Below are 16121 nucleotides of genomic sequence, written 5' to 3'. Positions count from 1 at the left end.
TATTATTCCAACTTCAACACAAAATCTCCTCTCAGTGAAACAGATTGCTCATTCTTTAATTTATCTAAATAATAAAAACATCCTACATAATTAACAGATATCCATTTTGACTCTTTCTCATAAGAAACATTTAGGACAGGGTTAAAACTAGAAAAAGGTGCTATAGAAACAATATCACATTTAAGAATGTGACATTCCTCTTTAATTGTATCATATGTGTACCATATTGAACATTCCAGATCGGTCTTTTCCGCATTTTTAGCTTGATAAATAACAGACTTTTCTTTACAGAAACGAATATGTTCATTTATACGAAATAAAATCTCTCGTTCCCAATGCACACTTGTGTCTCTATTAGAAAAAAGATTTATAGTAAATAGCTGGCCTTTTTCATTTTGACATTCTCCCTTCTTAATAGCAGCGCACAGCGGTTTAACAATATCTTCATAAAGACTTTTCTTCTTATCAAAAGATATTTCTTGTTTCAAAAAGTTATAGTCCACTTGATATACACTGCTCATAGTCTTCCATAACTGGAATTCCTCTACCGATACTTTCTCTTCCACCCAATCAGGAATAACTCCTACAGGCGAATATTCTTGTAAAGGTATCTCTTGAGCCTTTTGCGCACGCAAAGTGACAAAAAATAAAAATAAAAAAACACTCAAAATAATATTTTTATTCATATTTCTATATAATTTACAATTTAGAAAATAACTCCTAATCTTACAGTTTTATTAACTTTTACAGAAGAAGTAGCCCCACTATTAAGTTTATGTACAAATGTTCCATTAACAGTAACCATGACAAGTCTAGTAGCGACATTGGAAACTCCAGTTCCATGAAAAGATACCGCAGCTCGTCCTTCAACAGAAATTATCGGATGTTCTGCACTTATAATTTCTTGTCGGCCAACATCAACACGACATCTAACACTAGCAACAACTCGTGCATCTACCGATGGTGAAGAATATATAGTACCTGCAGCTATACGATACTCAAGACCTTCACTTTCAGAGTTACTCAATCTTTCTATTTCCAAAGATTCATTGCCAGATTCTGTTAATCTACAAAAAGTAAAAAGACCTGCATATTCCTCTATTTTACCCAACCTTATATCTTGTACACAAGAAATTAAAATAGAATCGACCTGTTGTTTTTGTGAAGCTGTAAGCTCAGTAAGTAAAATAGAATAATCCACTTCATATTTAGAGCTCAGAACTTTCCATAATTCATACTCTTCAGAAGACACACGAAATTTAACCCACTTAGGGATCATCCCTAAAGGCATATATTCTCGAACTATTTCAGATTTACTTCGTGCTCCTAAATCTAAGATACTTTTCTCATTTGTTTTTAAATTCTCTGCAAAATCTAAATCACTCCCCTGTTGGCAAGCAATAATACCTAATAATATTCCAACTAAAAATAAAGTAATTTTTACAGTTTTCATTTTACTTGCTATTTTAATGTATATACAAATATATATATTTTATCTTATCTAAAAAGTTAATATATATAAATTTATTTTTATTTATCCTATTTGTATACTTTATAAGAAGCAAAAGAATTCGTCTTAATTTTACCCGGGTAAAATTTATAGGTGTCATTCGGTGATGTTTATCTGTTTTTTTTACAAGAAGGATAGCAGATGACTATAAACAAATAAACTGACTGAAAAAAAGCAAACATAACAAGTAAAAAGAGCCCGGCTTATAATAAGCCGGGCTCTTTTTACTTGTTATGTTGTTGCGGGAGCCAGACTCGAACTGACGACCTTTGGGTTATGAGCCCAACGAGCTACCACTGCTCCACCCCGCGATATTTGTGATTGCAAAGGTACAAAAAATTTCATACGATACAAATTTTTCAAGACTTTTTTATAATCATAACTATTAAAAAGAATCTGCAAGAACTATTTTAGGATAATCTTGCAGATTCTGACAAACTGACTCAGTAATTATTTATGAATAACTATTACATGAGTTTATTCGGTCTATCAACCTTAGTTTTTTCTAAAAAGTCCAATTTTGAAACTACCCGCTTATCTATTTAAAGACTTACAAATACGACTATTAATCTCGTTCACCCGTTTTTCATCTAATTTGATTACTCTACGGTCATACGTTATCAATCCGTTGACTTCAACCTCTACATCCGTTGTCTGAGTATAAACAGCCGCCGAAAAGCCTTTGAAAATCAAATCGTATAATTGATCGGCATATTTTAAATACTCGTCTGTCGCCTCTTTTGAAGAATTGAACTGAATATATCCCCAATTACGGTCAGGTTCCCACAGATGACCTTTTATAATAAGCCCTATTCCACCATATTCACCCAGAACCGTAGCCCTCTGTGCATCATACAAATACAAATCAGGAGTAGGATAATTATGCAAATCGAGCATATCTCCGCAGGTAAAATGGTTACCTCCACTCGCCGGATTTACCAAACGTGTAGGATCATACCGTTTTGTCCATTCTGCAATCTCGACCGTTTTGAATTGTCCCCAAGCTTCATTAAACGGTACCCATGTACTAATACAAGGATAAGAATAAAGATAATCGATAATCTCTTTCCACTCTTTTCGATAACATGCTTCAGACTCGGAAGAACGATACATTTCAGGCCCTTCATAATAACTGCGGTTTTGCCATTGTTGTCCACGATCGCCATTCGGCATATCCTGCCAGACAATGATGCCCAACTTATCGCAATAAGCATACCAACGTGCAGGTTCGACTTTGACATGTTTTCTTATCATATTAAAACCCATATCCTTCGTTTTCTGAATATCGTATTTCAAAGCTTCATCGGTAGGAGCTGTATATAGTCCATCCGGCCACCAACCTTGATCCAATGGCCCGAACTGGAACAAGGGCTGATTATTTAGCCTCAGCCGAACAATTCCTGCAGCATCACGCCCGACAGAATATTTACGCATAGCTGCATAGCTATCAACCCGATCTAACACTTTATCGCCATTCTTCAAAGATATTTTCAATGTATATAAAAATGGAGAATCAGGACTCCATAATTTACTATCTTGAGGCATAGATACAACGAGTGGTTCTCGGTTAATACTTCGGGCAGTCGCAATCAGTTTAGATTCATCATAAACTTTTACCTCAATCAAATCTTCATCAGAAACCACATTCCGGTCGACTTCTACAGTTAGCAAATGCTTATCGATATCCGGTGTAATACGCAATTTTTCTATATATTTCTCAGACACCGGCTCTAACCATACCGTTTGCCAAATTCCCGTAACAGGGGTATAATAAATACCTCCGGGATTTTTTACTTGTTTTCCTCTCGGTTGATAACCATCATCCGTAGGATCCCAAACTTTCACCATCAACTGATTATCACCTTTCGCTACAAGAGCTGCGGTTATATCAAAAGAAAAAGGGGTGAATCCTCCTGTATGATTACCCACCTTTATACCATTTACCCAAACATCCGCTTTCCAATCTACAGCACCAAAATGAAGCAGGATTTTTTTATTTTTCCAAGACGAAGGAATATTAAACGTTCGGCAATACCATAATTCCTTCTCCTTTCCAACAGCTTTCCCGACACCGGATAAAGCCGATTCGACTGCAAAGGGGACTAATATCTGCCCGTCAAACTGCTTCGGACAACTTTTTCCGACATCCGTTATAGCATACTCCCATAGTCCATTCAAGTTTTTCCATTCATTTCGTTCCATAATCGGACGAGGATATTCCGGTAAAACCGAAGTCACATCCACCTTTTCTGTCCAAGGTGTTACAATCCTATTTCCTACGGGTTTCCATTGAGCACGAATATTCGTAAAAATACAAACCAAGATCGTACAAATAAAAAACGTCTTTTTCATGATATAACAATTATTTTTTGTTTTCACAAAGGTAGGATTTATGCCAGGACAACAATAAAAATATTTTTTCAATTTATAGAAATATCGGTGCAAAAAACGAGATTAATTGTACAGAGTTCTTTCTAAAGAACAGATATATCGATTCTTATCGGACAAATAATTTTATTTATAACCACGCTTTCTTATTTTATATTACAATACACCTCCACACATCATTATCATCAATAATTATTTCTATTTTTGTACCCGACATAAACATTGCCAATATTATAAAGTAAATTTAAATATGGAAAAAAAATTCAGCCAGGCAACTCTTTGCGTACAAGGAGGGTGGAATCCGAAAAAAGGAGAACCGAGAGTATTGCCGATTTATCAGAGCACGACATTCAAATATGAAACCAGTGAACAAATGGCAAAATTGTTCGATCTGGAAGAGTCTGGTTATTTTTATACTCGATTACAAAATCCTACTAATGATGCCGTAGCTGCAAAGATCGCAGCTTTAGAAGGGGGTATCGGAGCCATGCTAACTTCATCGGGACAAGCGGCTAATTTTTATGCTATCTTCAATATATGCCAAGCCGGAGATCATTTCGTATGTTCTTCCACCATATACGGCGGAACATACAACTTATTCGGCGTAACCCTAAAAAAATTAGGAATAGAATGTACTTTCGTCAATGCCGACGACAGTGAAGAGGAGATCAGCAAAGCTTTTCGCCCGAATACCAAAGCCTTGTTCGGTGAAACCATATCGAACCCAAGCATAGACGTGCTCGATATTGAAAAGTTTGCTCGAATTGCACATAAACACGGTGTTCCCCTAATCGTTGACAATACTTTTGCCACTCCGATAAATTGTCGTCCATTCGAATGGGGTGCTGACATCATAACTCATTCCACAACAAAATATATGGACGGGCACGCAACCTGCGTAGGAGGAGTTATCGTCGATAGCGGAAATTTCGACTGGGAAGCTCAGGCAGATAAATTTCCGGGACTGACACAACCGGATGAATCGTACCACGGACTGACTTATACTAAAGCTTTCGGGAAAATGGCTTATATAACTAAAGCCACAGCCCAGCTAATGCGTGACTTAGGTTCTATACAATCTCCTCAAAACGCATTTTTACTAAATCTCGGACTGGAGACTTTACATTTACGTGTGCCCCGGCATTGTCAAAATGCACAAAAGGTTGCCGAATACCTTGAGGCTAACGATAAAGTCGCATGGGTAAACTACTGTGGATTAAAAAGCAGTAAATATTATAAATTAGCACAAAAATATTTGCCGAACGGCTCTTGCGGAGTAATTGCATTCGGTTTGAAAGGTAGCCGTGAAGATGCTATAAAATTCATGGACAACTTAAAATTAGCTTGTATCGTAACGCATGTGGCAGATGCACGCACATGCGTACTTCACCCGGCAAGTCATACCCATCGTCAACTTACCGACGAGCAATTGATCGAAGCAGGAGTTGCTCCTGATCTGATTCGCTTATCAGTCGGTATTGAAGATGTAAATGACATAATTGCCGATATAGAACAAGCTTTGGCTAAATTTTAAGAGCCTGTACAAATTTTACATATTCTTTTTTCAGGAATGTGTAACTTGCGATTATTACGAATAGTAAAAAGCTTGATACACAAATCGTATCGTAGATCTTTTTACTATTCGTATTTTTTCAAATCAAGTTCTTTCCACTTTAAAAGCAAATTTAATCTCTAAAGCTGTTTTTTCTGGCAATTAATTATCACGTAATTTCTTAAGAGCTCTAAATTTTCCGATAAGAAAATATTATCAGTTTTTTTAACAAAAATAAACTTTCAATCGTTGCGCAAATTGAAATTTATATTTTCATTTGCATATCCTAATAAGATTATTAAACATAGTAATTAAATATATTGATTAAATAAATATATTAATAATATAGAGATGGCAAATACCGAAACTAATCACGACATGGAGCAATCAATATTAAAGGTTGCCGAACAGCTTTTTTTAGACAAAGGTTTTAACCGTACTTCAACAACTGAAATCGCACGAGTTGTAGGATGTAACCAAACACTGATACACTATTATTTCCGTACGAAAGAAAACTTGTTCAACCGCATTTTTGAGAAAAAATTAGAACAAATAATCCCTCAACTTTTCGAATTAAGTCAACAAAAAGTTTCTTTTCTCGAAAGAATACGACAAGTTATAGAAATCCATTTTTCTATCTTACAACAAAATCCGAAACTACCGAGAATGATCTTGAACGAACTCGGCACTGATCCTAAACGTACCGAATGGTTAAGAAGTTTGCTATTAGAAAAAGCAAAACCTTACTATATGCAATTTGAAGAAGAACGAAAACAAGCTATTCAAAACGGGGAAATACGACCGATAGAACCGATTACCTTGCTCCTCGACATTCTATCCATGAATGCTTTCATATTTCTCGTCTATCCATCTTTTTGCAATATAACGGGAATAGAGCTCGGAGACTTCGAAAAGGTTGCAGAAACTCGAAAAAAAGAAGTAATCACTCTTATCACTAACGGCCTTCGTCCATAAATAAATTATAAGTTCTAACAAAAACAATTCCTATGAAACGTTTTTTTATTTTAGGTGTTTTCTTTTCCTGCTTACCGGTTTTTTCCGGTTACGGACAACTATCTTTAGAAAGTTGTCAAAAAAAGGCGATAGAAAATTATCCGCAAATCAAACAATACGGATTGATAGAGCAAATGCGGGAATACAATCTATCCAATGCAAACAAAGGTTACCTGCCTCAACTCTCTTTCTCAGCTCAAGCCACCTATCAATCGGATGTCACGGAGATTCCTATTCAATTGCCGAATCTTAATATCAAGGAATTGAATAAAGACCAATATAAAATTGCCGTTGAATTAAATCAAGTCATTTGGGACGGAGGTGCTATCCGCTCTCAAAAAAACAACCTTCAAGCCTCGTCCGATGTCGAGAATAAAAAATTAGACGTAGAAATGTACGAGTTAAACGACAGAGTCAACCAACTCTATTTCGGCATTCTTCTTATCGATGAACAGTTGAAACAAAACATACTGTTACAGCAAGAGCTGGAAAGAAACTACAGACAGATAGAGTCGTACATGATAAATGGTATTGCTAATCAAAGCGACTTGGATGCCGTGAAAGTAGAGCAGATCAACGCCAGACAACGCAATACGGAATTACAAACCGGACAAGATGCTTACCTCCGGATGCTCGGTGCAATGATCGGGGAAAATATTTCGGACAGCAAAACACTGGAAAAACCGACTGCGACATTGCTTTCCAGTAATGAAATAAAGCGCCCCGAACTACAACTTTTCAAGGCTCAACACACTTTGTTAGAATCCCAGAAAAAAATTCTATCAGCCTCGAATATGCCTAAATTAGGTTTATTTATACAAGGTGCATACGGAAATCCCGGCTTAGACATGCTAAAAAATGAGTTTACACCTTACTACATAGCAGGGGTACGGTTATCTTGGAACTTCGGGACTCTTTATACTAAAAAAAATGAGAAAAAAATCATCGATACGAATATCCGGAATAATCAAATCGGACAAGAAACATTCTTATTCAACACTCGCCTGCAAATGCTTCAGGAAAACAGCGAAATAAAAAAAATCAAAGAACTTATGAAAGAAGATGATCAAATCATCTCATTACGTGACAACATAAAAAAGGCGGCTGAAATAAAAGTGAAAAACGGGACACTATCGGTAACCGAACTTTTACGGGAAATCAATGCGGCAGATCAAGCCAGACAATCTAAATATTTACATGAAATACAATATTTAATGGCTATATATAATTTGAAAAATACAACAAACAATTAATATGAAAAAGATATATCAATACGGAATATTATCAGGCTTTCTCGCTCTATGTGCCTGTGGAAATAATAGTGACAACATGGATGCTTCAGGAACTTTTGAAGCTACCGAAGTAATCGTTTCTGCCGAAGCTAACGGTAAGATAGAACAACTCGATATCGAAGAAGGGTCTATCGTAACTACCCGACAAAAATTAGGCTATATCGATACGGTACAATTATATTTGCAAAAAGAGCAACTATTAAAGAATATCCGTTCTGTAGAAAGTAACCGCCCGGATATAAACAAACAAATTGCGGCTACAAGACAGCAAATTGCGACGGCCCAAATCGAACAAAGGAGAATTATCAACCTGCTTAAATCGAATGCTGCCAATGAAAAACAATTAGATGACATCAATGGGCAGATCGCTGTTCTGGAAAAACAACTGAAAGCTCAGGAATCTACATTACAAAACAATAGCAACAGCATTACAGAGCAAAGTTCGGCTCTTGAAATTCAAGTCGCACAAATACAAGACCAACTAAAAAAATGTTCTATCAGCAGTCCTATCAACGGAACTATACTCACCAAATATGCCGAAGCCGGAGAATTGGCAAATACAGGAAAACCTCTTTTCAAAGTTGCCGACATCGAAAATATGTATCTCAGAGCATATATTACTTCTGTTCAACTGTCCCAAGTCAAAGTAGGGCAAAAAGTAACGGTAATATCGGATTACGGTGATGGGAAACGGAAAGAATATCCCGGTATCGTCACATGGATCTCTTCTCAATCGGAATTTACTCCCAAAACAATATTGACTAAAGACGAACGGGCAAACCTCGTTTATGCAGTAAAAATAGCAATAAAAAACGATGGTTATGTAAAAATAGGAATGTACGGAGAGGTAAAATTCACCTCGAATAATGACTGACTACCAAAAACAAAGTCCTATGCAAGCTATCGAAGTAAATAATATCAAAAAATCTTACGAAAACAAATATGCTCTCGGACAGCCGGACTCTAAAGAAGGCATTTCATTTTCGGTATCTCAAGGTGAACTGTTCGGGATCATAGGTCCGGACGGTGCGGGGAAAACGAGTTTGTTCAGAATATTGACAACTCTTATCCTGCCTGACAGCGGAACAGCCTCCGTCGATGGACTGGATATAATAAAAGATTATAAAGAGATCCGTAATCGTGTCGGATATATGCCCGGTAAATTTTCTCTATATCCCGACTTATCGGTAGAAGAAAACCTGAAATTTTTCGCATCTGTCTTTCAAACTACCATTCAAGAGAATTATTATTTAATAAAAGATATTTACCAACAGATAGAGCCGTTTAAAGACAGAAAAGCCGGAGCTTTATCCGGAGGGATGAAACAGAAACTGGCTTTAAGTTGCGCTCTCATTCACAAGCCTTCGGTTCTGTTTTTAGACGAACCGACTACCGGTGTAGATCCGGTTTCCCGCAAAGAATTCTGGGAAATGCTGAAACGATTAAAAAATCAGGGTATTACAATACTCGTATCTACACCTTACATGGATGAGGCCCGTTTATGCGACAGGATTGCCCTAATCAAAGAAGGCAAATTCATAGGAATAGATACACCCGAAAACATTACTGCCGGCTTCAATAAAACCTTATGGTCGGTACAAAGTAACAAAATGTTCAAATTACTGACAGATTTACGGTCTCATCCTTTTATCGACAGTTGTTTTGCATTTGGTGAAACACACCACATCACTTTAAAAAACAATGATTTAACGATAAATAATTTATGCAGATGGTTACAACAAAAAGGCCACGAGGAAATTATAATTCAAGAAATTAAGGCCTCTATAGAAGATTGTTACATGCAGCTTGCTCAAAACGGATAATATGAACGAAATTGTTATTGAAACGGAAAACCTGACTAAAACATTCGGAAATTTTACGGCAGTAAACCATATTTCTTTCAAGGTTTTTAAAGGTGAAATTTTTGGTTTTTTAGGGGCCAATGGCGCTGGAAAAACAACCGCAATGAGAATGCTATGCGGTCTTAGCAAACCGACTTCAGGAAAAGGAACGGTCGCAGGATTCGATATATACAGACAAGCCGAAAATGTAAAAGAGAACATCGGATACATGAGCCAGAAATTTTCACTTTATGAAGACCTAAAAGTATGGGAAAATATACGGCTTTTTGCCGGAATATACGGAATGAACGACCGTCAAATCTCCGAAAAAACGAACATACTTCTAAAACAACTCGGATTTGAAAGCGAACGGAATACTTTGGTAAAAGAACTTCCCCTCGGCTGGAAACAGAAACTCGCGTTTTCGGTATCTATTTTTCACGAACCGAAAATAGTATTTCTCGATGAACCGACCGGAGGCGTAGACCCTTCGACACGACGTCAATTTTGGGAACTGATCTATCAGGCCGCTGATCGGGGAATAACAGTATTCGTCACGACACATTATATGGATGAAGCGGAATATTGCAATCGGGTCTCGATCATGGTTGACGGACGCATAGAAGCATTAGATACTCCTAAGAATTTGAAATATCAATTTAAAGCAGAAAGCATGGAAGATGTCTTCCAGCAATTAGCCCGTAAGGCAACTCGTAAAGCAGAGTGATATGAAACAATTTATAGCTTTTGTACACAAAGAATTTTATCATATTTTCCGGGATATCCGGACAATGATGATTCTTCTCGGAATGCCGATTATAGAGATTATAATTTTCGGTTTTGCACTCAGTACCGATATAAAGGACATACGGGTCAGCATACTAAATCCAAATGAAGATATCGTCAGCAGAAAAATAATAGAGCGAATAGACGCCAGCGAATATTTTATCGTAGACCGCTATCTGCATACCAGTAACGAAATAGAAAAAGAGTTTAAAGAGGGCAAAGCAGACATGGTAATCGTATTCAGCGAACAGTTTAGCAGCAAATTATTGCACACCGGAGAAGCCGGCATACAAATTATTGCCGACGCAACCGATCCCAATACGGCAAAAACATTCACTCAATACGCTGCAAGTATCATTGCTGCCAGCCAGCAAGAACTGACTCTCGGCAACAATATCCCCATGCATATCACCTCAAGCATAAAATTATTATATAATCCTCAAATGAAGAGTGCATATAATTTTGTACCGGGTGTTATGGGGCTCATTCTGATGTTGATATGCGCAATGATGACATCTATATCGATTGTCCGGGAAAAAGAAATGGGGACAATGGAGGTATTGTTGGTTTCTCCGATGAGACCTATCTTTATCATTTTGGCAAAAGCAGTTCCTTATTTCGTTCTTTCCTGTGTAAACTTGTTTACCATACTTATTTTATCAGTTTACGTTTTGCATGTTCCTATTGCCGGCAGCTTATTCTGGCTGATTATCGTATCTCTCCTTTTCATTTTCGTATCATTATCTCTCGGATTGTTGATCTCGACTTTGACAAAAACACAGGTAGCGGCTATGCTGGCTTCGGGAATGATATTAATGATGCCTACCATGTTGCTTTCCGGAATGATATTCCCGATAGAAAGTATGCCTCCCATACTACAATGGATATCGCACATCATTCCGGCAAAATGGTATATAATGACCGTAAAAAAACTGATGATCGAAGGGGTAAATGTCTCTCTTGCATGGCAAGAAATATCAATTCTCATGTTTATGTCCATAATATTAATTACTATAAGTCTAAAGAAATTTAAAAACAGACTCGAATAATATGAAAATAAAATACCTCATAGAAAAAGAGTTCAAACAGATGATCAGGGACTCATTCATGCCGAAATTAATATTGATCTTTCCGTGCATGATGATGATATTGATGCCTTGGGCGGCAGACCTTGAAATAAAAAATATCAATCTGGGGATAGTGGATAATGACCATTCGGATTATTCCCGAAGGCTCATACACAAGATAAATGCATCCGAATATTTCCATTTAAAAGAAATATCTCCGACATATAACGAAGCCATGCAGTCGATAGAAAAAGGTTCTATCGACATTATTCTCGAAATACCGCCTTTTTTTGAAAAGGACCTTATCAAAGAAAAAAATACGAATGTGCTGATCTCCGCTAACACCGTAAATGGGACAAAAGGGGGATTAGGGAGTTCTTATATGATGGAAATAATAAACAGTTTTGCCGGAGAAATACAACAAGAGTGGCTAAATTCAAGTAATGCGAATAATCTATCGGCAACCGTAAATATTTCGGTGCAGAACCGTTTCAACCCACACTTAAATTACAAATTCTTTATGGTTCCGGCACTCATGGTAATGTTGCTGACTATGCTTTGCGGATTTCTTCCGGCACTAAATATAGTAAGTGAAAAAGAAATAGGAACTATCGAGCAAATCAATGTAACTCCGGTAAGCAAGTTTACATTTATTCTTGCCAAATTGATACCTTATTGGATTATCGGGTTCATAGTACTGAATATATGCTTCCTATTAGCCAAAGTATTATATGGAATCTCGCCTGTCGGGAGTCTGTTCACATTATACTTTTTTTCACTGATTTTCATTGTTTTAATCTCCGGATTTGGCTTAATTATCTCAAACTACTCAAGCACTATGCAACAAGCGATGTTCGTCATGTTCTTCTTTATAATTATTCTGATTCTGTTAAGCGGACTATTCACACCGGTTGCAAGCATGCCCAAATGGGCACAAACAATAGTCATATTCAATCCCTTAAAATACTTTATTCAAGTAATGAGAGCTGTTTATCTGCGCGGAAGCGGAATAACTGAATTAATACCACAACTGACAGCATTATTAAGTTTTGCCGTGACACTTAATATATGGGCGGTTCTAAGCTATCGGAAAAACTCATAAAGGATTATCTAAAGACAAAGAAACTGATAAAGTTATTTCAATATGATATATCAAAAAACAACGGACATGGTACAAATAAAAAAATGCACATTCGAGCATATGACGAAATCATACCCCTGCAAAGAGAAAAGCGTGCTTGACGGTTGCATGATAATGCGACAGAGTATAAAACCAGAAGATGTACAATCACCTTTCCAAATTGAAGCTTATGCCTTACTATTTTGTATCAGCGGAGAAGTAAACATAATATCAGACTTAAGATCATACACCGTAACTCCAGGTACATTGTTCGTATATTTACCCAATAATATTATAAAAATAGATTGCAAAAAGGAGAGTATCATAAGCGAGGTGATCTTAGCATCCGACTATTTAAGAAAGAATTTTTTGCAATGGAATAAAATATCTCCTTTATTCATCCAAACAACAAATAACCCGGTCATCACCATTCCGACAAACAGAAGAGATGAACTCATCCGAATGTTGGGTAATATACAGGAACGAATAAGAACCGCTACATGCTCGGAATGGAACAGAAAAGCTTATCATGCAGCTTTAAAAACCTTCTTATATGACATAATCAGTCTGGCCAATAATCCCGAGTTTCTCGAAATCACAAACATTCACCAAAGTAGAAATCAAGATTATTTCGCACGATTTATGCAATTGGTCTCACAATACTGCAAAAAAGAAAGAAAGGTTCATTTTTATGCATCGAAATTATGTATTTCTTCTAAATATTTATCAACTATAATCAAAGAAGTAAGCGGGAAAACACCTTCAAGGTGGATAGACGAAGTCATTATGTCAGAAGCTATTTTTCTTTTGAAATATTCCAATGCAACGGTTCAAGAAATAGCTTTTCAAATGAATTTCCCGAATCCGTCCTTTTTCGGTAAATTTTTCAAACGTTACACAGGTTTTTCTCCCAAGTATTACCGAAGCAACGCGATCTCAACTATTCCATAAAGATAAGATAATTCTAAAAAGTTTCTTCTTATAAATACAGGCCGAAAAACATAGATAAATACTCTTTTTTCGGCCTGCATTTTTATTCTTCTATATCCATAATACACATATCTACAACATTTTATAATCTTCTAATCAAATTCTAATTTCATATAAGTATATTATAATTCATTCTGTACACTCTCCCAAATATCGAACCCTATCTTTGCCAAAAATTAAATATACAGAATGAAAAAAAATTTAATCACTTTATGTTTCTGCGGATGCCTACTTTATGGAAATGCACAACCGGACAGTACTCAACTGTCCTTACAAAAAGCTGAGCAAATTTTCATTTCCAGAAATTTAACACTTATTGCCGAACGATATAATATCGACATTGCACAAGCAAAGATTACACAAGTCAAATTATGGGATAATCCGTCTTTATCTCTTGAACAAAACATATATAACCGATTAAACGATAAATACTTCGATGTCGGCAAAGATGGTGAAGCCAGTGTAGAGATAGAGCAAATTATCCAAATTGCAGGACAAAGAAACAAACGTATCAAATTAGAAAAGATAAATAAAGAAAATGCAAAATACCAATTTGAAGAAGTTTTGCGAACACTCAAAAGTAAACTCCGTGAAACATGTATAGAAATTTATTTCGATAATCGGTCTGTTAAAGTCTATGATACAGAAATAGCTGCGTTAAAACTTTTACTGAACACCTATCAAGAACAACATCAAAAAGGGAACTTATCTCTTCTGGAAATCTCACGACTTGAAGCATTACTCTTTTCTTTAGAGAAAGACAAAAGTGAAATTACCGCCCGGCTTATAGAAAATAAAGAGACATTGAACCTGCTACTGAATTATGAGGCCGGCAAACCAATTTCTCCTATTATCGATACATCTGTAGCCGACAAATACAAATTAGAAGAAATACCCTATAATGATCTATGCCTGACATTAACGGAAAGACCTGATATAAAAATATCCCATACAGAACTACAAGCTTCAAAAGCAAATCTGAAACTCCAGAAATCAATGGCTGCCCCTGAATTCGCCGTAAAAGGGATATATGACCGAGCCGGGAATTTTATAAATAATTATTTTGCCATAGGGATAAACATATCCATTCCTTTATTTGACAGAAACCAAGGAAATATCAAGGCTGCTCGATTTGATATACAAAAGAAAATTAAAGAAAAAGATTTATCAATAGAAAAAGCCCGATCAGAAGTATATGCAACATACTCTCAATTAAAAAGAGCATTACAACTTTACCGTTCAGGAAACTCCGAACTGGAAAATAATTTCGATACATTAATATCGGGAGTAAATGAGAATTTCAAGTTACGAAATATCAATATGCTTGAATTTATCGATTACTATGAAAGCTATAAAGAGGTATGTCTGCAATTGTGCGAATCCAGAAAAAACGTTTTCCTACTTATGGAAAAGCTAAATACACTTACCGGAAAAAATATTTTCAATTATTAATTTAATGCATACAAATATGAAAGGGAAATCATCTATATTCCACATCTTACTACTTTTTGTTCTTTTTTCTTGCTCCGGGAAAAAGATAACAGAAAAAAATCCCTCATCCGAAATTATTTCTGACAGTCTGCAAGAGATTATTTCTATCGATACCGTACAAATATATAAAATCTCAGACGAGTTGACTCTCAACGGACGAGTAACTCTCGATCCGAAACAAACGGCTCGTGTTTTTCCAATATTCGGAGGGACTATTACAGAAATAAATGCAGAAATCGGTGACTATGTAAAAAAAGGTAATACATTGGCCATAATCCGAAGCGGAGAAGCCGCCGATTATGAAAAACAATTGAAAGACGCCGTAGAAAATGTAAAAACTGCACAAAGAAATTTACAAGCTACCGAAGACATGTTTCACTCTGGCATGACTTCAGAAAAAGATGTCATGATAGCACGACAGGAACTTACCAACGCTCATAATGAACAACAACGATTACAAGAGATTTTCTCCATATATCACATTCAGCCGAATTCATTTTACCAAATTAAAGCACCTGTAACCGGATTTATAATAGATAAAAATATCAATAAAGGAATGCAAATACGCAACGATCAAGATGGGGATCTTTTTACTATTTCAGGACTTAATGATGTATGGATAATTGCTGATATTTATGAAAGCGATATCAATAAAATACATGAAAACGATTCGGTAAGAATCACGACATTAGCTTATCCGGACAAAGAGTTTACGGGTATCATCGAAAAAATATCTCATATACTCGACCCGGAAAGTAAAACAATGAATGCCAGAATTGAACTCAAAAATATAGATCATATTCTTAAACCTGGTATGTTTACCAATATTCATGTACAATCGACTCTTTTTGAAAAATCAATGCCCCGCATCGACACTCAGGCTCTAATTTTTGAAAATGGCAAAAATTATGTTATTGCCATAACTCCCGATAATCGTACGAAAATCAAGGAAATAGAAATATACAAACGATCCGGGAAATATTGTTATTTAAGTTCAGGTCTAAACGAAGGTGAAAAAATTATCATCCAAAATGCTCTTTTGGTGTACAATGCTTTAAAAGCTAACTAAA

General features: G+C 36.1%; 13 protein-coding genes, 1 tRNA gene and 1 pseudogene. 11 read left to right on the top strand and 4 right to left on the bottom strand.

Features of this window, described 5'->3' with window-relative positions:
* Nucleotides 1–2 precede the first annotated feature (2 nt).
* From QUE35_RS00135 to QUE35_RS00120, 4 genes are all read right to left on the bottom strand, one after another.
* On the bottom strand, nucleotides 3–686 hold the full coding sequence (locus tag QUE35_RS00135; protein WP_022602539.1) for a hypothetical protein: 684 nt from the start codon (nucleotides 684–686) through the stop codon (nucleotides 3–5).
* 20 nt (nucleotides 687–706) lie between these two features.
* Nucleotides 707–1453, bottom strand: coding sequence for a hypothetical protein (locus tag QUE35_RS00130; protein ID WP_022602537.1), 747 nt, complete (start codon nucleotides 1451–1453; stop codon nucleotides 707–709).
* A gap of 296 nt (nucleotides 1454–1749) precedes the next feature.
* A tRNA-Met gene (locus QUE35_RS00125) sits at nucleotides 1750–1821 on the bottom strand.
* Between the two features lie 223 nt (nucleotides 1822–2044).
* The gene (locus QUE35_RS00120) at nucleotides 2045–3862 is read right to left on the bottom strand and encodes a glycoside hydrolase family 2 protein (protein ID WP_009317271.1); all 1818 of its coding nucleotides are present in this window, start codon (nucleotides 3860–3862) and stop codon (nucleotides 2045–2047) included.
* A 286-nt stretch (nucleotides 3863–4148) separates the two neighbouring features.
* On the opposite strand from QUE35_RS00120, the gene QUE35_RS00115 reads away from it, so the two are divergent.
* The 11 genes and pseudogenes from QUE35_RS00115 (at nucleotide 4149) to QUE35_RS00065 (ending at nucleotide 16120) form a co-directional block, all read left to right on the top strand.
* Nucleotides 4149–5432: an O-acetylhomoserine aminocarboxypropyltransferase/cysteine synthase family protein gene (locus tag QUE35_RS00115; protein ID WP_022602534.1), complete on the top strand. Its 1284-nt coding sequence runs from the start codon at nucleotides 4149–4151 to the stop codon at nucleotides 5430–5432.
* 369 nt (nucleotides 5433–5801) lie between these two features.
* Nucleotides 5802–6425: a TetR/AcrR family transcriptional regulator gene (locus QUE35_RS00110; protein WP_009317273.1), complete on the top strand. Its 624-nt coding sequence runs from the start codon at nucleotides 5802–5804 to the stop codon at nucleotides 6423–6425.
* Between the two features lie 32 nt (nucleotides 6426–6457).
* The gene (locus QUE35_RS00105) at nucleotides 6458–7717 is read left to right on the top strand and encodes a TolC family protein (RefSeq protein ID WP_022602533.1); all 1260 of its coding nucleotides are present in this window, start codon (nucleotides 6458–6460) and stop codon (nucleotides 7715–7717) included.
* 1 nt (nucleotide 7718) lies between these two features.
* On the top strand, nucleotides 7719–8630 hold the full coding sequence (locus QUE35_RS00100; protein ID WP_022602531.1) for an HlyD family secretion protein: 912 nt from the start codon (nucleotides 7719–7721) through the stop codon (nucleotides 8628–8630).
* On the top strand, nucleotides 8623–9579 hold the full coding sequence (locus QUE35_RS00095) for an ABC transporter ATP-binding protein (protein ID WP_022602529.1): 957 nt from the start codon (nucleotides 8623–8625) through the stop codon (nucleotides 9577–9579). The genes QUE35_RS00100 and QUE35_RS00095 overlap by 8 nt, the downstream gene beginning before the upstream one ends.
* Nucleotides 9580–9592: 13 nt before the next feature.
* A pseudogene (locus tag QUE35_RS00090) lies at nucleotides 9593–10324 on the top strand (ABC transporter ATP-binding protein); the annotation flags it as partial.
* Between the two features lies 1 nt (nucleotide 10325).
* A complete protein-coding gene (locus QUE35_RS00085) occupies nucleotides 10326–11432 on the top strand; it encodes an ABC transporter permease (RefSeq protein ID WP_022602525.1) in 1107 nt (368 codons plus the stop codon).
* 1 nt (nucleotide 11433) lies between these two features.
* The gene (locus tag QUE35_RS00080) at nucleotides 11434–12552 is read left to right on the top strand and encodes an ABC transporter permease (RefSeq protein ID WP_122329691.1); all 1119 of its coding nucleotides are present in this window, start codon (nucleotides 11434–11436) and stop codon (nucleotides 12550–12552) included.
* Nucleotides 12553–12618: 66 nt separating this feature from the next.
* Nucleotides 12619–13521, top strand: coding sequence for an AraC family transcriptional regulator (locus QUE35_RS00075; RefSeq protein WP_169721142.1), 903 nt, complete (start codon nucleotides 12619–12621; stop codon nucleotides 13519–13521).
* A 228-nt stretch (nucleotides 13522–13749) separates the two neighbouring features.
* Nucleotides 13750–15012, top strand: coding sequence for a TolC family protein (locus QUE35_RS00070; RefSeq protein WP_022602517.1), 1263 nt, complete (start codon nucleotides 13750–13752; stop codon nucleotides 15010–15012).
* A gap of 16 nt (nucleotides 15013–15028) precedes the next feature.
* Nucleotides 15029–16120: an efflux RND transporter periplasmic adaptor subunit gene (locus QUE35_RS00065; protein ID WP_031258883.1), complete on the top strand. Its 1092-nt coding sequence runs from the start codon at nucleotides 15029–15031 to the stop codon at nucleotides 16118–16120.
* The last annotated feature ends 1 nt before the right edge of the window (nucleotide 16121 follow it).

It is taken from the genome of Coprobacter fastidiosus, from assembly GCF_030296935.1.
Taxonomy (GTDB): Bacteria; Bacteroidota; Bacteroidia; order Bacteroidales; family Coprobacteraceae; genus Coprobacter; species Coprobacter fastidiosus.
Note: the sequence above shows the minus strand (reverse complement) of the source record. Positions and strands in the feature narration are given on the sequence as shown.